We start from the raw sequence: 15,940 nt of genomic DNA on the forward strand, positions 1-15,940 counted from the left end.
GCCCTTTGCGTTGAAGGCGAGTCGGCTGCCATCTATGGCATGTCGCACCGGATCGGAGTCGGCCGTCCCGGCCTTGAGCCGGGGCCTCTGACAAGACTGGGGGGGCTCGGCTCAAGGCCGGGCAGTGGCGCGTTCGATCAACGGTGATACGCTACGACTCGAATACTGAGCCTCAGATCCCGACGGCGAGGATCGCGCGGGCGAGGATCGGCACGGTGCGGTCGTTGAGCCCGGCAATGTTCATGCGCGAATCGCCGATCATGTAGATGCCGTGTTCGGCGCGCAGACGTTCGACCAGGTCGGGCGTGGTGCCCAAGAGGCTGAACATGCCGCGATGCTGCGCGAGAAAGCCGAATCGGTCGCTGCCCGAGAGTTTCTGCAACTCGCCCGCCAGGGCCTCGCGCAGGCGGAGCATGCCGAGGCGGGTGTCCTCCAGTTCGGCCATCCAGTCGGCGCGCAACGCGTCGTCGGTGAGGATCATCGTCACCACCCGCGCGCCATGATCGGGCGGGAAGGAATAGTTCATGCGGTTGAGCGAGGTCAGGTTTTCCTGCGCCAGCGCCTTCGGTGCGGGTTCATGGGCCACAGCCATCAGGATGCCGGTGCGTTCGCGGTAAACGCCGAAATTCTTGGAACAGCTCGCCGCGATCAGCGTTTCAGGACAGAATTCGGCCACCAGCCGCGTGGGGGCCGCATCGGCGTCGAGGCCGTCGCCAAAACCCTGGTAGGCGATGTCGATCATCGGCACGGCCCCGGTCGCGTTGAGCCGCTCGATCACCTGTCGCCATTCCGGCAGGGTCAGGTTGGCGCCGGTCGGGTTGTGGCAGCAGCCATGCAGCAGAACCACGTCACCGGCGCGCAACTGGCGCAGATCCTCCATCATCCCGGCGAAATCCACCGCGCCGGTTTCACCGTCGAAATAACGGTAGGTGACGATCTCGATCCCGAGATAGTTGAGGATTCCGATATGGTTGGGCCAGGTCGGGTCGCTGACGAACACGCGCACCCCGGGGTTGGCCATCAGCATCAGCTCGAACGCCTGACGGACCGCGCCGGTGCCACCGGGCGTGGCCACGGCGGCCACCCGGTCACGCGGCACCGCGTCGCCCAGCACCAGTGAAGCCATCGCATCGGCAAAGGCGGGGTCGCCCGCCAGCCCGACATAGGCCTTGGTATCCTGTTCTTGCCAAAGGGTTTTCTCGGCGGCCTTCACGGCGCGCATGACCGGGGTCACACCTTCGGCGTTCTTGTAGACACCGACGCCAAGGTCGATCTTGTCCTCGCGCGGATCTTCGCGGAACATGTGCATGAGCTGCATGATCTTGTCGACCGGCTGTTGCGACAGGGCATTGAACATCAGGCGTCTCCGGTCTCGACAGGCAGGGTGGGAAAGGCGCCCCATTCGGTCCAGGAACCGTCATAGACCGACCAGTCCTTCTTGCCGATCCGCTCCATTGCGAGGGCGATGACACAGGCGGTCACACCCGACCCGCAGGAGGTGATCGCGGGTTTGGTGAGGTCCACCCCGGCGCGCTCGAAGACCGCGCGCAACTCCTCGGGGGATTTCATCGTCTTGTCTTCGTTGAGCAAATCGGGGAAGGGCAGGTTTTTCGACCCGGGGATATGGCCGGGGCGCAGGTCGGGTCGTGGCTCTGGATCGGTGCCCGCGAAACGCCCGGCCGAGCGCGCGTCGATGATCTCGTAATCGCCCAGCTTGGCGGCTGCCGAGACCTGTGTCACGTCCTTGACCAGTTGGTTCTGACGCCGTGCGGTCATGTGGCGGTCGCGGATCACCGGGGGCAGGTCTTCGACCGCGCGCCCCTCGGCCAGCCATTTCGGAAACCCGCCGTCGAGCACGGCGACATTATCCTGACCCATCAGGCGGAAGAGCCACCAGACCCGCGCCGCGGTTTGCAGCCCGTGGGCGTCATAGATCACCACCTGATGTCCGTCACCGACGCCCATCCCCCTGAGACGGCTCATGAATTTCTCGATCGGCGGGGCCATGTGCGGCAGGTCCGAGCGCGCGTCGGCGATGTCGTCGATGTCGAAATAGCGCGCGCCGGGGATGTGCGCGGCGGCGTATTCGGCCTTGGCATCGCGCGGATCGCCCGGCATGTGCCACGTCCCGTCGAGCACCCGAAGATCAGGGTCCTTGAGATGGGCCGCGAGCCATTCGGTCGAGACCAGGGTTCCGGTATCGTCTTGCGCCATGTTTGCCCCCCATGCGGTTCATGTCATGACTAGCGCGGGGGGGCGAAACTGACAAGGCCGGACGCCCATGACGGACGCCCGGCAAAGCGGTTCATTTGGCCAGCATGTTACGGACCACGCCGACGATGGCCAGCAGGACGCCGCCCCCGACACCGCCCGACGCGATCTGCCCGAGGATGGCGCCGACATCCATGCCGCCACCAGCCGCAAGACCGCCCGCACCGAGCGCGGTCAGGATCTGCCCGCCAAGGCCGCCACCGACGATGCCCGCGATCGAGTTGATGAGCGTGCCCTGGTTGAGATTCTTCAGAAGGCCGCCAGCGACATTGCCTCCGATGGCGCCGGAAATCAGGCTGATCAAGAGTTCCACGTTAACTTTCCTCCTGGGGTCTAAACCAAAATCCTTACCAAAGGCTGACCCGGGCGCCGTTTGGTGTCGGGGCAATCCTAGCATGGCGGGCCGCGTTCGCCCTATGGGAGAATCGTCTCGCTATTCCCCGTGGCGCAGGAGGCGCTGTTTCTGGCGGTTCCAGTCGCGCTTGGCCTCGGTCGCGCGCTTGTCATGGGCCTTCTTGCCCTTGCCGATGCCGATCTTGATCTTGGCGATTCCGCGGTGGTTGAAGTAGAGCACCAAGGGCACCAGCGTCATCCCCTTGCGCTGGGTCGCGTTCCAGAGACGGGCCAATTCCTTGCGTGAAACCAAGAGCTTGCGCTTGCGGCGCTCTTCGTGGCCAAAGGTCTTGGCCTGTTCGTAGGGCGCAACATAGCTGTTGACCAGCCACAATTCGCCATTGTCCACATGGGCATAGGATTCGGCGATATTGGCACTGCCCTGGCGCAGCGACTTGACCTCGGAACCTTGCAGCATGATGCCGCATTCGAGATCTTCCTCGATCGCATAATCGAAGCGCGCGCGGCGGTTTTCCGCGATTACCTTGTAGTTGGGATTGGTTTTTTCCTTGGCCATAGCCGGCGTTTTCTAACGCCCGGCAGGGCCACTGTCGAGGGGAAGGTTAAGCCACCGCCCCGCGCGGTTAACACGATTTTTCGGCGAAAAATCGGGGGGTGACTCCCGGCTGCTGCCCGGCTGCCATCCGGCTGCCGGGGTATGCGTCCGGGGCGGGGGTCGATTTGGTTAACGCGCCGGGCGCCCCGGGGCCGCATTTTCAAGCTCTGGCAGAAAATGAAAAGTGCTTTCGTCTTTTTTTGATAACAGATGATCCATCTCTGCCGTAAAAGGGCAGTGTCATGACAGGAAATCCAATGAACCGTTACCCCCGCAACATGATCGGATACGGGGCCGACCGGCCCGATCCGCAATGGCCGGGTTCCGCCCGGATCGCCGTGCAATTCGTGCTCAACTATGAAGAGGGGGGCGAGAATTGCGTGCTGCATGGCGATGCGGGTTCCGAGGCGTTCCTGTCGGATATCGCGGGGGCGGCACCGTGGCCCGGGCAGCGGCACTGGAACATGGAATCGATCTATGAATACGGCGCGCGGGCCGGGTTCTGGCGGCTGCACCGGCTGTTCACCGGGGCGGGTATTCCGCTGACCATCTATGGCGTGGCGAGCGCGCTGGCGCGCAGCCCCGAGCAGGTCGAGGCAATGAAGGACGCCGGGTGGGAGATCGCGTCGCACGGGCTCAAATGGGTCGAGCACAAGGACATGGCGCCGGAGGATGAACGCGCGGCCATCAGCGAGGCGGTGCGGCTTCATACCGAGGTGGTGGGCGAGCGGCCGCGCGGCTGGTATACTGGGCGGTGCAGCGAGAACACGGTGCGGCTCGTCGCCGAAGAGGGCGGGTTCGATTACATCAGCGACACCTATGACGACGACCTGCCCTATTGGCTGGAGGTGGGCGAGCGGGATCAGTTGATCATTCCCTACACGCTTGAAGCCAATGACATGCGCTTTGCCACCGCGCCGGGGTATATCACCGGCGAGCAGTTCTATTCCTACCTGCGCGATGCGTTCGACACGCTCTATCACGAGGGCAAGGAGGGCCGCCCGGCGATGATGAGCATCGGCCTGCATTGCCGCCTGATCGGGCGGCCGGGCAAGATTGCCGGGCTGGCGCGGTTTCTCGAGTATATCACGCGGTTCGACGGGGTGTGGTGCCCGCGACGCATCGACATCGCGCGCCATTGGGCCGATAGGCATCCGCATGTGCGACGGGACCGGCCCAGCGCGATGGCACGCGCGGAGTTCGTGGAGCGGTTCGGCGGGGTGTTCGAGCATTCGCCGTGGATCGCGGAACGGGCGTGGGAGCTTGAGCTTGGCCCGGCGCATGACCGGGCGGCGGGGCTGCACAATGCGCTGGCGCGGGCGTTTCGCTCGGCCAGTGACGCGGAACGGCTGGGCGTCTTGAAGGCGCACCCCGATCTGGCCGGGAAGCTGGCCGCGGCGGCGCGGCTGACGGCCGAGTCGACGGCGGAGCAGGCCAGTGCCGGGCTGGATGCGCTGACCGATGCGGAGCGGGCGCGGTTTGGCGAGTTGAACACCGCCTATGTCGAGAAGCACGGTTTTCCCTTCATCATCGCGGTGCGCGACCATGACAAGGCGGGAATCCTCGCCGCGTTCGAGCGGCGGATCGCCAACCCGACCGAGGTCGAGTTCGAGGAAGCCTGCAAACAGGTCGAGCGGATCGCGCGGCTGCGGCTGGAGGATATGTTGTGAGCTATGCCTTTCCCCCCGGCGGATTGCCGAACCAGTCGGTGAACCCCGAAGGCAAGGCGGTCTTTACCGAGGCCTATGCCGTGATCCCGGCGATCACCATGCGCGACATCGTGACAAGTTTCCTGCCCGGCTGGACCCATACCCGCGCCTGGATTCTGGCGCGGCCGCTGACCGGCTTTGCCGAGAGTTTCGCGCAATACGCGGTCGAGGTGGCGCCCGGTGGTGGCAGCGACACGCCCGAGCCGGATGCGGGTGCCGAGGCGATCCTGTTTGTGGCCGAGGGGCGCGCGCAACTGACCATCGACGGTGCGCCGCACGAGATGGGGCCGGGCGGCTATGCCTATGTTCCGGCGGGGGCGGATTGGTGGCTGCACAACCCGGGGCCGGAGCCGCTCAGGTTCCACTGGGTGCGCAGGCATTGGGTCGGGGCGCCGGGGGTGGGACGGCCCGATGCGTTTGTCACCAACGAGCGCGATGTCGCCGTGGACTGGATGCCCGGCACCGACAAGTGGGGCACGACGCGGTTCGTTGCCCCGGATGACCTGCGCCATGATTGCCATCTCAATATCGTGACCTTCCGGCCCGGCGGGCGCATTCCCTTTGCCGAGACCCACGTGATGGAGCATGGCATCTACGTGCTTCAGGGCCGGGCAAAATACCTGCTCAACAGGGATTGGGTCGATGTGGGGCCGGGCGATTTCATGTGGCTGCGCGCGTTCTGCCCGCAGGCCTGCATCGCCGAGGGCGACGCGGATTTCCGCTATCTGCTTTACAAGGATGTGAACCGGCATGTGCCGCTGAAGGTGGGCGGATGACGGGGATCACGGCCGAGCGGTTGACGGCGGAGGCTTTCGAGCCTTTCGGCGAGGTGCTTGAGGCCGTGGGCGAGCCCGACCGGATCATCAATCGCGGGATGTGCGGGCGCTGGCACGACCTCGCGCGGCTCGATTTCGGGCCGGGCGGGCGCGCGGGTGTGTCGATCTTCCGCGCCGAGGCGCGGGCGCTGCCCTATCGGCTCGACCTGCTGGAGCGGCATCCCGAGGGCAGCCAGGCGTTTCTGCCGATGCATGGGCACGACTGGCTGGTGATCGTGGCACCGGACATGGGCGACCAACCCGGCCAGCCGCGCGCCTTTCTGGCCGGCGGCGATCAGGGGGTGAATTTCCATCGCGGCACGTGGCACGGGGTTCTCACGCCGCTGCACGATCCGGGGCTGTTCGCGGTGGTGGACCGGATCGGGGACGGTGCGAACCTTGAAGAACACACATTGGACCCGCCGATCATGGTGGAGATCTAACCAAACTGCCGGAAAGAATGGCAGAGCGGACAACACGGAGGGAGACGGACATGACAACCACCTCGATCGGGACGCAGGAGCAGTTGCGCAACCCGGATTACATGCCGCCGCTGGCGAACGCGGTGCCGCTGGGCATTCAGCATGTGCTGGCGATGTTCGTGTCGAACGTGACACCCGCGATCATCGTGGCGGGGGCCGCGGGGATCGGGTTTGGCTCGGACCAGGGCGCGCTCGGTTTTCCGGACATGAGCTACCTGATCCAGATGTCGATCCTCTTTGCCGGGGTTGCGACGCTGATCCAGACCATCGGCATGGGGCCGGTGGGCGCGCGCCTGCCGATCGTGCAGGGCACGTCGTTTGCCTTCGTGCCGATCATGATCCCGGCGGTGGCGGGGCTGGGCACGGCGGGCCTTGGCGGGTTGATGACGGGCGTGGTTCTGGGCGGTATCTTCCATTTCTGCCTTGGCTTTTTCGTCGGGCGCATCCGCTTTGCCCTGCCGCCGCTCGTCACCGGGCTGATCGTGCTGATGATCGGGCTGGCGCTGGTCAAGGTGGGCATTCAGTATTCGGCGGGCGGGGTTCTCAAGTACAACGCCATCCACCTGCAATCGGCGGCGGGGGCGGCGCGCGTGCCGGTCGAGCTTGACCCGCGCAGCACGGGGCTGGCCACCGGGTTCGGCACGTTGCAATACTGGCTGCCCGCGCTGGTCGTGGTGGTGGTCACGTTGCTGCTCAAGTTCTTTACCCGTGGGTTCATCTCGATCGCGGCGGTGTTCCTTGGCATTCTTGCCGGGTATGTCGTCGCGCTCGTCATGGGACAGGTGAGTTTCGCCAATATCGGCAATGCCGCGTGGTTCGAGGTGCCGATGCCGTTCAAATACGGCTGGGAGATCAACTGGGCCATCGTGATCGGCATGTGTTTCATGGCCGTCGTCTCGGCGATCGAGACGGTGGGCGATGTCAACGGGATCACCAAGGGCGGTGCCGGGCGCGAGGCCACGGACCGCGAGATCTCGGGCGCGACCTTTGCCGATGGTCTGGGCACCGCCGTGGGCGGGGTGTTCGGCGGGTTGCCCAACACATCGTTCAGCCAGAACGTGGGCCTTGTCGCCATGACCGGCGTGATGAGCCGCCATGTCGTGACCATCGGGGCGGTGTTCCTGATCATCGCGGGCTGCATGCCGGTGGTTGGCGCGCTCATCCGCACCATGCCCGAGCACGTGCTGGGCGGTGGCGTGATCGTGATGTTCGGCATGGTCGCGGCCTCGGGGATCAACATGCTGTCGGATGTAAACTGGAACCGCCGCAACATGGTGATCTTTGCCACATCGCTTTCGGTGGGGCTTGGCCTGCAACTGGTGCCCGAGGCATTGCAGCACCTGCCGCGCACGGCGCAGATCCTGCTGACCAGCGGCTTGCTGCCGTCGGCGGCGCTGGCCATCATCCTCAACCTCGTCCTGCCCGAGGATCTCGACAAGTGAGTCGGGCGGGGCGGTCATCGCGCCGCCCCGTCCTGCACGGTGTTTCGCCCATAGCGATCACGATTGCGGCGCAATCCGCGGCGTTTTGGTCATAATCCCAGATTTCACTTGCCATACAGGATCTGTCAGGTATCGGGGCATGATCCATGACAAGAAAACCGAGGCCGATGACCCGCCACCAGACCCGCCGACAGGAAAGCACGCAGACAACCGAAGCAAAGGACCCCTGCCCCGACACGAACCCGGCCGCCGATTCGCGCGATGCACGTGACTGGGTCAAGGTGCTGGCCCGCTACCGCGAGCCCGACATCCTGCGCAGCACCTTCGAGCTTGGCCTGACCGCGGGGTTGTTCATCGGTCTCTGGGCACTGGCATGGTGGGCGCTTTCGATCAGCTACCTTCTGGCCTTTGCGCTTTCCTGTCTCAATGCCGGGTTCCTGCTGCGGCTTTTCGCGATCCAGCACGATTGCGGCCACGGGTCGTTCTTTCACAACCGCAGCGTCAGCGACTGGATCGGGCGGGTGATCGCGGTGGTGACGCTGACCCCCTATGACGTCTGGCGGCGCACCCATTCGGAGCATCACAGCACGGCGGGCAACCTCGGGCGGCGGGGCATGGGCGATGTTCATACCATGACGGTCGAGGAATACCGGGACTCGTCGCTGCTGGCGCGTCTGAGCTATCGGATCTATCGCCATCCGCTGACCCTGTTCGGGATTGGCCCGGGGTATCTTTTCCTGATCCAGAACCGGGTGCCGGTCGGGTTGATGAAACAGGGGCGCTACTGGCTGAGCGCGATGCTGACCAATCTGGCGATTCTCACCGGTCTGGGGATGATCCTGTATTTCGGCGGGGTGATGCCGCTGTTGCTGATCTTCTTGCCCAGCACGCTGATCGCGTCAACGGCGGGGATCTGGCTGTTTTACGTGCAGCACCAGTTCGAGAACACGCAATGGCAGGATGACGCGCATTGGCAATTGCACGATTCGGCGCTGCATGGCAGTTCGCATTACGTGCTGCCGCCGGTCCTGCAATGGCTGAGTGCCAATATCGGCATTCACCATGTCCACCACCTCTATAGCCGTATCCCGTTCTATCGCCTGCCCGATGTGCTGCGCGATCATCCGGTGCTGGCGGCGAGCAACCGCATGACGATCCGCGAAAGCCTTGGCAGTGTGCGGCTCAACCTCTGGGATGAAGAGGCCCGGCGGCTCATGTCGTTCAAGCAGGCGCGCGCGCTTTACGGCTGATCGTTCGGGCCGGCGGGCGGTTGCGGTATGCAACGGCACACCATTTTGCGGCTTACGTCGCGCGTGATCCTTGCTAAAAAGCGCCCCGAAGCCAGCAGGGAGACCGGACCATGCCCGCCATTACCGAAGAGCACCTGATCGAGAGCATCGCCGAGGCGCTGCAATACATTTCCTATTACCACCCGGCGGATTTCGTCGAGGCGATGAGCGCCGCGTGGGAGCGCGAAGAGAACAAGGGCGCGCGGGACGCGATGGCGCAGATCCTCGTCAATTCACGGATGTGCGCGATGGGCCGCCGCCCGATCTGTCAGGATACGGGCGCGGCGAATATCCACGTCAAGGTGGGGGTCGAAGCGCCGCTGAAGCTCAAACGCTCGTTGCAGGAGATTTGCGACGAGGGCACGCGGCAGGGATATCAGCGCGACACCAACCCGCTGCGCGCCAGCGTGGTGGTCGATCCGTTTGGTGCGCGCAGGAATTCGGGCGACAACACGCCCTGCATGCTGACCGTGGAGATGGTCGCGGGCGACACGGTCGAGGTCGAGGTCGCGGCCAAGGGCGGCGGGTCGGAGAACAAGGCCAAGTTCACCACGCTGAACCCGAGCGGGAATGTCGCCGATTGGGTTGTGGAAACCGTCGAGAGCCTCGGCGCGGGGTGGTGCCCGCCCGGCATCCTCGGCATCGGGGTGGGCGGCAATGCCGACCGGGTGATGGCGCTGGCCAAGCAGGCGCTTTCCGAACCCATCGACATGGCCGAACTGTTGCGCCGTGGGCCGAAGGACCGGGCCGAGGAATTGCGCTGCGAGATCTACGAGCGGGTCAATGCACTTGGCATCGGGGCGCAGGGGCTCGGTGGGGTGACGACCGTTCTGGACGTGAAAGTGAAGAGTTTCCCGACGCATGCGGCCTCGCTGCCGGTCGGGCTGATCCCGAATTGCGCGGCGACGCGGCATGTGCATTTCACGCTCGACGGGTCGGGGCCGGCGGAGTTCACGCCACCCAGCATGGACCTTTATCCCGATATCCTGCTGGAGGCCGCGGGGGCGCAGAGCCGCAAGCTCGACCTTGATAACCTGAACGATGACGTGCTGGCGAGCCTCACGCCGGGTGAAACACTTCTGCTGTCGGGCACGCTTTATACCGGGCGCGACGCGGCGCATAAGCGGATGATCGAGATGCTCGACCGGGGCGAGGCCCTGCCTGTCGATCTGAGGGGCAAGGCGATCTATTACGTGGGGCCGGTGGATGCGGTGGGCGACGAGGCGATCGGGCCCGCGGGGCCCACGACCTCGACCCGGATGGACAAGTTCACCGACCGGATCCTGGCCGATACCGGGCTCAAGCTGATGGTTGGCAAGGCCGAACGCGGGCCGGTGGCGCTCGAGGCGATAGCGAAGCACAAGGCGGCCTACCTGATCGCGGTGGGGGGCGCGGCCTATCTCGTGTCAAAGGCGATCAAGGCGGCAAAGCCGGTGGCATTCGAAGACCTTGGCATGGAGGCGATTTACGAGCTCAGGGTCGAGGATATGCCGGTGACGGTGGCGGTGGACACGGGCGGAAATTCGATCCACCGGACCGGCCCGGCAGAGTGGAAGAAGAAGATCGCCGAACGGGTGTGAGAGCGCCCCGGCGCACGGCCCGGACCTGATCCGGGGCGCGTGGGGGCGCCGTTTCACGCCAGTGCGGCCTGCAAACCGGGTTGCACGCCGGGCGCACCGGCCACAACGCCAGCGACCTGTGGATGCGCGTTGTTGAAGACGAGCGCCGCGCCATGGCGGTCGGTGACGTGGGCGCCCGCCTCTTCAAGGATCATGGCGCCCGCGGCGATGTCCCATTCCCAACTGTCGCGCAGGGTCAGCATCGCGTCGTGCCGCCCCTCGGCCACAAGTGCGAGGCGATAGGCAAGCGAGGGGCGGTAGGCGCGGGTGACCGGTGGCACCGCGCCGTCCTTCCAGTGGTGGGTATCGAGCGCGGGGCGGGCGGCCAGCACCGATGCCCCGGCAAGGCCCTGATGATCGGAAACGCGGATCGGCGCACCGTTGAGCGTGGCCCCCTGCCCGCGCGCGGCGGCATAGAGCCGGTCCTTGAGCGGCAGATAGACCACCCCGGCGATGGGCCGACCGTTTTCGACCACGGCCAGCGCGTGCGCCCATGTCTTTTCACCGCTGATGAAACTGCGGGTGCCGTCGAGCGGATCAATGATGAACACCCGCTCGCGCCCGAGCCGCGCCGCGCTGTCCTCGCTCTCCTCGGAGAGCCAGCCATAGGCGGGGCGCAGGGCGCGGAGCGTCTCTTGCAGCATCACGTTGACGGCGAGGTCGGCCTCGGTCACGGGACCGGCGCCGCCGGGTTTGTCCTCGGACATGTAGGGGCCACCGAAATAACCGGTGGCGATCCGCCCCGCCTCGCGCGCAACGTGGATCAGCAGGGCGAGATCATTCTCCGGCAAGCGTCAGCCCCTCGACGAGGATCGACGGCACCACGCGCGACAGCCACGGGCGCGCATCGTTGGCGGGCCGCATGCTGGCGAACATGTCGCGCAGGTTGCCCGCGATGGTGCATTCGTTGACCGGGTAGGCGATCTGCCCGTTCTCGACCCAGAAGCCCGAGGCGCCGCGCGAATAATCGCCGGTGTTGGGGTTGATGGTCGAACCGATGAGCGAGGTCACCAGAAGCCCGGTGCCCATGTCGCGGATCAGCTCTTCGCGGCTTTGCGCGCCTTGCGTCAGTGCCACGTTCCACGTGCTGGGCGACGGCCCGCCGCCGGTGCCGCGCGCGGCGTTGGCGGTGCTTTGCATCCCGAGCTTGCGGGCATTGGCGAGATCGAGCGTCCAGCCCGTCAGCACACCGTTCTCGACGATGGCGCGTGTGCGCGTGGGCAACCCTTCGGCGTCGAAGGGGCGCGAGCCGGTGGCGCGGGGGCGGTGCGGATCTTCGATGAGCGACAGGTTTTCGGGCAGGATCAGCTTGCCCAGATCGTCGCGCAGGAAGGATGCGCCCCGGGTGATCGACGCCCCGTTCACCGCGCCCAGAAGGTGGCCGACAAGCGACGCGGCGATCCGTTCGTCAAAGAGCACCGGCCAGGCGCCGGTGGGCGGTTTGCGCGCGCCGAACATGGCCATGGCGCGTTCGCCCGCCGTCTGCCCGATGTCCTGCGCGGTGCGCAGATCGGCCTGGAAGATGCGGGAATCGCCGTCATGTTCGCGCTCCATCGCGCGGCCCTCGCCCGCGATGGCCACGGCATAGAGCGACCGGTCGGTGCGCGCGTAACCGCCGGAAAAGCCGTTGGTCGCGGCGAGGTGAACACGGCGCGCGGAATAGCCCGCGCTGGCCGATTGCACCTGTGTCACGCCCTTGACCGCGAGCGCAGCGGCCTCGGCCGCGCGGGCATCGTTTTCGAGCGCGGCGGGGTCGGGCTCGGGCGTGGGGTCGGAAAGCTCGAACGCGGCAATGTCCCAGTCGCGGGCGATCTGCGACGGATCGGCCAGCCCGACATGCGGGTCTTCGGGCGCTTCGCGGGCCATGGCGACGGCGCGTTCGGCCATGGCGGCCATGGTCTCGGGGCGGATGTCGGAGGCGGAGACCACGGCCTGACGCCGGCCCATGATGACCCGCAGGCCGAGATCGGTGCCCTCGGCGCGTTCGGCCTGTTCCAACTGCCCGGCGCGCACGTCGATCGAGACCGACCGGCCATCGACGGCCATGGCATCGGCGGCCTCGGCCCCGGCCTTTTTCGCGGCGTCGAGCAGCGCGCGGGTGAGGGTTTCAAGCGATTGGGTCATGGTGCGGCCTCCTGCATCGGGTTCAGGTAGACAGACCGCGCGCCCGGTGCAAGCCCGGCCAAGGGAAAAGGGCCGCCGGATCGCCCGACGGCCCCGTTGCCCGCGCGGTGGCGGGTGCCCGAAAGCCGGGTTACTTGAGCCGCTGGCCGTTGGCCAGAACCTGCCCGTCGTTCTTGACCTCGATGGTGGAGGTGAGCACGTCCTCGCCATCGCCGGGGACGGCGAACATCGACAGCATCATGCGCGCGCCCATGACCTGATCCTCGGGGACGAGACCCATCGCCACCAGCGTATCCATGAGGCCGTTGGCCCCGGACAGGCGCAGCCGCAGCGCGCCTTCGGTGCCCTGCATGCCCTGGGTCATCATCACGGTCGGGAAATCGACATCGACGCCACCTTCGCCGGTGAGCGAGGCCCCCGCGGCGGTGACTTCGAGCCGGTTGACGTCGAGCCGCTCGACCTCGCCGGGCATGTCGATCTCGCCACGCTCGAGCGCTTCCATCTGCTCGGGGTCGAACAGGTCGAAGGAAAGCTTGCCCTTGCCGGTCAGGTCCAGCGCGACGGTGGCCGGGTCGCGCGGCAGTTGCTCGGCGGGATCGACCATGCCCCAGATCATGTCGGACATGGTGAAGTCGCCCAGCGTGAGACCCATCGCGAAATCCTGTGTCTCGTCGGATTTCTGTATCGGCATCAGCAGATTCAGCCCGGCCTCGGCAAAGGCGAAATCGACCGGAAACGGCAGGTCTCCGCCCTGAAAGGCGGCGGTCAACCCGCGCGACATGATATCGTAGTTCAGCCCCGAGGGCGACATTCCGACCGCGAAAACACCCGACTCGGTCGATGTCTGGGCCTTGGCCTGATCGCTGCCATCCTCGAATTCGAAATTCATGTGCCCGTTTTCATAGGAAAATCCGCCATCGAAGGCAAACCCGGCACGCAGCATCGCATCCACGTTCTCGGGATCGAACGACCCGTCGGTCGGATAGGTGGTGGAGCCCTCGAAGCTCATCCCGTCCGCACCGCCAGTGAGATTGAAGAATTCGCTGCTGTCTTCTGGATTGGCGAAATCCATCGCGTAGCTGATCTCTCCCGTGGTCATCGACGAGACAAGATCGCGCAGGTTTCCAACCTTGACCGTCGACGCACCGCTGACGCTCTTGATGTTGAGTTCGGCAGTGCCGACATCCTTGACCTCGCCTTCGGCGATAATCTCGGTGAGGCGCGCGCCGATCTCGTCGGCGGAATAGGTATACGCGATCTCTTCCGGGGAGCCGGTGGCAAGGATCTGAAGCCCGGTATTGAGGTAATCGAGGCTGACTTTGACCGGGTCCTCGCCTTCAGCCTCCACGTCGATCACCATCGGCACGGGCGAGGGCAGCTCGATGGATACCGAACCATCGCCGCGATCGACGAATCCGATCTGGCCCAGCGTGATCGCGACCATGCCCTCATCTTCGGGCAGCGGCATCATCATGCGCATGTCGCGCACCGTCAGCGTGTCGCCGACCCGTGCCTCGGAGGCTGTGACCTCGTAACCGAATGTTTCGAAATAACTTTTCCAATCGTTCCAAATCTGGTCTGCGGTCACATCGGCCAGCGCGGCCGAACCGGACATGAAACCGATCGCCGCGGTCGTGCCGCATAGCATTCTGAAGTTCGACATCTGACTGTCCTCTCTTGAAATCTCGTTTTTCAGTTTCGGGCTTTGCAGGCCGAGAATCAACCCTCGGTCACGCTGGACCGCACCCCGCGGGACGTTTACCACTGGAGCGGAAAGAACAGGGAGACGTGAATGACCTACTTGACAGGAAAAACCGCACTGATCACCGGCGCAAGCCGGGGCATCGGCGAGGCGGCGGCGCGACTCTTCGCGGATGAGGGCGCGCAGGTCGTTCTGGCGGCGCGCACCGAGACCGATATCGCCCGCATCGCCGAGGACATCGGCCCCAAGGCACGGGCAGTGGCCTGTGACGTGAGCCGGTTCGCCGATGTGCAGGCGGCCGTCGATCTGGCGGTGCGCGACTTTGGCGGGCTCGACATCCTGATCGGCAATGCCGGGGTGATCGAGCCGATTTCCCCGCTTGATGCTTCGGACCCCGAGGGCTGGGGCCATGCGATAGATATCAATCTCAAGGGTGTCTATCACGGGATGCGCGCGGCCATGCCGGTGATGGAAAAGGCCGGTGGCGGCACGATCATCACCATCAGTTCGGGCGCGGCGCATAGCCCGCTTGAAGGCTGGTCGCATTACTGCGCGTCCAAGGCCGGTGCCGCGATGCTGACCCGGGTGGCGCACCTGGAAGGCGCGGGCAAGGGCTTGCGCATCATGGGGCTGTCGCCCGGCACCGTGGCCACACAGATGCAGCGCGAAATCAAGGCCAGTGGCATCAACCCGGTGAGCATGATGGAATGGGACGACCATATCCCGCCCGAATGGCCCGCCAAATGCCTGATGTGGATGTGCGGACCCGATTCCGACGGCCATCTCGGGCAGGAGATCTCCCTGCGCGACGAGGCCATTCGCAGCCGGATCGGCGTGGCATGATCGAGCTGGTGAAAGACGGCGGGCTGTGGGTTGCCACGCTCGACCGTCCCGACAAGGCCAATTCGCTCACCGCGGCGATGCTCGAAGAACTGGCCGAGATCGCCGAGGCGGCGCAGGAGGCGCGCGCGCTGATCCTGACCGGGCGGGGGCGCGTGTTCTCGGCCGGGGCCGATCTTGACGCGGCGCGCGCGGGGCTGGCCACCAGCCCGCTTTGGGAGCGGCTTTCGGGCGCCATCGCGGCGCTGCCGGGGCTTTCGATCGCCGCGCTCAACGGCACGCTGGCGGGTGGCGCGATGGGCATGGCGCTGGCCTGTGATCTGCGGCTGGCGGTGCCGGGGGCGAAATTCTTCTACCCGGTGATGAAGCTCGGCTTTCTGCCGCAACCTTCGGACCCCGCGCGCATGGCCGCGCTGATCGGCCCGGCGCGCGCCAAGCTGATCCTGATGGGCGGGCAGAAGATCGAGGCGGAAGAGGCTCTGCGCATCGGGTTGATCGACCGGATCGTGGACGGCGACACCCTCGTGGACGAGGCCCGCGCCATCGCCGCCGACACCATCGCCCAAGACCCCACCATCGCCCATGGCATCAAGGCGCTGATCCCGCGCTGAAGCGTTTCAGGAAAGCTTGCACCGGGTATGCCCCAAAACGCCCTCGCATTCATCTTGCCCGAAATACTCTGGGGGTGAATGGCGAAG

At 65.6% G+C, this 15,940-nt stretch carries 15 protein-coding genes; 8 read left to right on the forward strand and 7 right to left on the reverse strand.

The window, feature by feature from the left end; all coding sequences use genetic code 11:
* Nucleotides 1-172 precede the first annotated feature (172 nt).
* The 4 genes from FLO80_RS14970 to smpB form a co-directional block, all read right to left on the reverse strand.
* On the reverse strand, nt 173-1,357 hold the full coding sequence (locus FLO80_RS14970) for an amino acid aminotransferase (protein ID WP_111362493.1): 1,185 nt from the start codon (nt 1,355-1,357) through the stop codon (nt 173-175).
* A complete protein-coding gene (gene sseA, locus FLO80_RS14975; RefSeq protein WP_111362494.1) occupies nt 1,357-2,214 on the reverse strand; it encodes a 3-mercaptopyruvate sulfurtransferase in 858 nt (285 codons plus the stop codon). The genes FLO80_RS14970 and sseA overlap by 1 nt, the downstream gene beginning before the upstream one ends.
* A 91-nt stretch (nt 2,215-2,305) precedes the next feature.
* Nucleotides 2,306-2,584, reverse strand: coding sequence for a hypothetical protein (locus tag FLO80_RS14980; protein ID WP_111362495.1), 279 nt, complete (start codon nt 2,582-2,584; stop codon nt 2,306-2,308).
* Between the two features lie 120 nt (nt 2,585-2,704).
* Nucleotides 2,705-3,181 (reverse strand): SsrA-binding protein SmpB, encoded by a 477-nt coding sequence (smpB, locus tag FLO80_RS14985; RefSeq protein WP_111362496.1) that lies wholly within the window; start codon nt 3,179-3,181, stop codon nt 2,705-2,707.
* A 296-nt stretch (nt 3,182-3,477) separates the two neighbouring features.
* Between smpB and puuE the strand changes: the two genes are divergently transcribed.
* The 6 genes from puuE (at nt 3,478) to FLO80_RS15015 (ending at nt 10,537) form a co-directional block, all read left to right on the forward strand.
* On the forward strand, nt 3,478-4,890 hold the full coding sequence (gene puuE, locus FLO80_RS14990; protein WP_111362497.1) for an allantoinase PuuE: 1,413 nt from the start codon (nt 3,478-3,480) through the stop codon (nt 4,888-4,890).
* Nucleotides 4,887-5,705: a bifunctional allantoicase/(S)-ureidoglycine aminohydrolase gene (locus FLO80_RS14995; protein WP_111362498.1), complete on the forward strand. Its 819-nt coding sequence runs from the start codon at nt 4,887-4,889 to the stop codon at nt 5,703-5,705. The genes puuE and FLO80_RS14995 overlap by 4 nt, the downstream gene beginning before the upstream one ends.
* Complete coding sequence (locus tag FLO80_RS15000; RefSeq protein WP_111362499.1) at nt 5,702-6,187, forward strand: ureidoglycolate lyase; 486 nt, start codon at nt 5,702-5,704, stop codon at nt 6,185-6,187. The genes FLO80_RS14995 and FLO80_RS15000 overlap by 4 nt, the downstream gene beginning before the upstream one ends.
* 50 nt (nt 6,188-6,237) lie before the next feature.
* Nucleotides 6,238-7,668, forward strand: coding sequence for a uracil-xanthine permease family protein (locus FLO80_RS15005; protein ID WP_111362500.1), 1,431 nt, complete (start codon nt 6,238-6,240; stop codon nt 7,666-7,668).
* A gap of 167 nt (nt 7,669-7,835) precedes the next feature.
* Nucleotides 7,836-8,918: a fatty acid desaturase gene (locus FLO80_RS15010; RefSeq protein WP_111362501.1), complete on the forward strand. Its 1,083-nt coding sequence runs from the start codon at nt 7,836-7,838 to the stop codon at nt 8,916-8,918.
* A 110-nt stretch (nt 8,919-9,028) separates the two neighbouring features.
* Complete coding sequence (locus tag FLO80_RS15015; protein WP_111362502.1) at nt 9,029-10,537, forward strand: fumarate hydratase; 1,509 nt, start codon at nt 9,029-9,031, stop codon at nt 10,535-10,537.
* A gap of 53 nt (nt 10,538-10,590) precedes the next feature.
* Here the strand turns inward: FLO80_RS15015 and FLO80_RS15020 are convergent, their stop codons facing one another.
* The 3 genes from FLO80_RS15020 to FLO80_RS15030 form a co-directional block, all read right to left on the reverse strand.
* Nucleotides 10,591-11,367: a 3'(2'),5'-bisphosphate nucleotidase CysQ gene (locus FLO80_RS15020; protein ID WP_111362503.1), complete on the reverse strand. Its 777-nt coding sequence runs from the start codon at nt 11,365-11,367 to the stop codon at nt 10,591-10,593.
* Nucleotides 11,354-12,700: a TldD/PmbA family protein gene (locus tag FLO80_RS15025; RefSeq protein WP_111362504.1), complete on the reverse strand. Its 1,347-nt coding sequence runs from the start codon at nt 12,698-12,700 to the stop codon at nt 11,354-11,356. Before FLO80_RS15025 ends, FLO80_RS15020 begins: the two co-directional genes overlap by 14 nt.
* A gap of 130 nt (nt 12,701-12,830) precedes the next feature.
* Nucleotides 12,831-14,363: a DUF2125 domain-containing protein gene (locus tag FLO80_RS15030; RefSeq protein ID WP_111362505.1), complete on the reverse strand. Its 1,533-nt coding sequence runs from the start codon at nt 14,361-14,363 to the stop codon at nt 12,831-12,833.
* A 129-nt stretch (nt 14,364-14,492) separates the two neighbouring features.
* Between FLO80_RS15030 and FLO80_RS15035 the strand changes: the two genes are divergently transcribed.
* Both FLO80_RS15035 and FLO80_RS15040 read left to right on the forward strand, forming a co-directional pair.
* Nucleotides 14,493-15,245, forward strand: coding sequence for an SDR family oxidoreductase (locus tag FLO80_RS15035; protein WP_111362506.1), 753 nt, complete (start codon nt 14,493-14,495; stop codon nt 15,243-15,245).
* Entirely contained in the window at nt 15,242-15,853 is a 612-nt protein-coding gene (locus FLO80_RS15040) for an enoyl-CoA hydratase/isomerase family protein (RefSeq protein WP_111362507.1), read from the forward strand. Before FLO80_RS15035 ends, FLO80_RS15040 begins: the two co-directional genes overlap by 4 nt.
* Nucleotides 15,854-15,940 lie beyond the last annotated feature (87 nt).

The sequence above is a fragment of the Aquicoccus porphyridii genome, from assembly GCF_008369105.1.
GTDB lineage: Bacteria > Pseudomonadota > Alphaproteobacteria > Rhodobacterales > Rhodobacteraceae > Aquicoccus > Aquicoccus porphyridii.

Bases quoted from the DNA above. Each gene is read 5' to 3' on its own strand.
- sseA (WP_111362494.1), bottom strand. From the start codon at position 2,214: ATGGCGCAAGACGATACCGGAACCCTGGTCTCGACCGAATGGCTCGCG.
- FLO80_RS15010 (WP_111362501.1), top strand. From the start codon at position 7,836: ATGACCCGCCACCAGACCCGCCGACAGGAAAGCACGCAGACAACCGAA.
- FLO80_RS15000 (WP_111362499.1), top strand. From the start codon at position 5,702: ATGACGGGGATCACGGCCGAGCGGTTGACGGCGGAGGCTTTCGAGCCT.
- FLO80_RS15025 (WP_111362504.1), bottom strand. From the start codon at position 12,700: ATGACCCAATCGCTTGAAACCCTCACCCGCGCGCTGCTCGACGCCGCG.
- FLO80_RS15040 (WP_111362507.1), top strand. From the start codon at position 15,242: ATGATCGAGCTGGTGAAAGACGGCGGGCTGTGGGTTGCCACGCTCGAC.
- FLO80_RS14970 (WP_111362493.1), bottom strand. From the start codon at position 1,357: ATGTTCAATGCCCTGTCGCAACAGCCGGTCGACAAGATCATGCAGCTC.
- FLO80_RS15015 (WP_111362502.1), top strand. From the start codon at position 9,029: ATGCCCGCCATTACCGAAGAGCACCTGATCGAGAGCATCGCCGAGGCG.
- FLO80_RS15005 (WP_111362500.1), top strand. From the start codon at position 6,238: ATGACAACCACCTCGATCGGGACGCAGGAGCAGTTGCGCAACCCGGAT.
- FLO80_RS15030 (WP_111362505.1), bottom strand. From the start codon at position 14,363: ATGTCGAACTTCAGAATGCTATGCGGCACGACCGCGGCGATCGGTTTC.
- FLO80_RS15035 (WP_111362506.1), top strand. From the start codon at position 14,493: ATGACCTACTTGACAGGAAAAACCGCACTGATCACCGGCGCAAGCCGG.
- smpB (WP_111362496.1), bottom strand. From the start codon at position 3,181: ATGGCCAAGGAAAAAACCAATCCCAACTACAAGGTAATCGCGGAAAAC.
- puuE (WP_111362497.1), top strand. From the start codon at position 3,478: ATGAACCGTTACCCCCGCAACATGATCGGATACGGGGCCGACCGGCCC.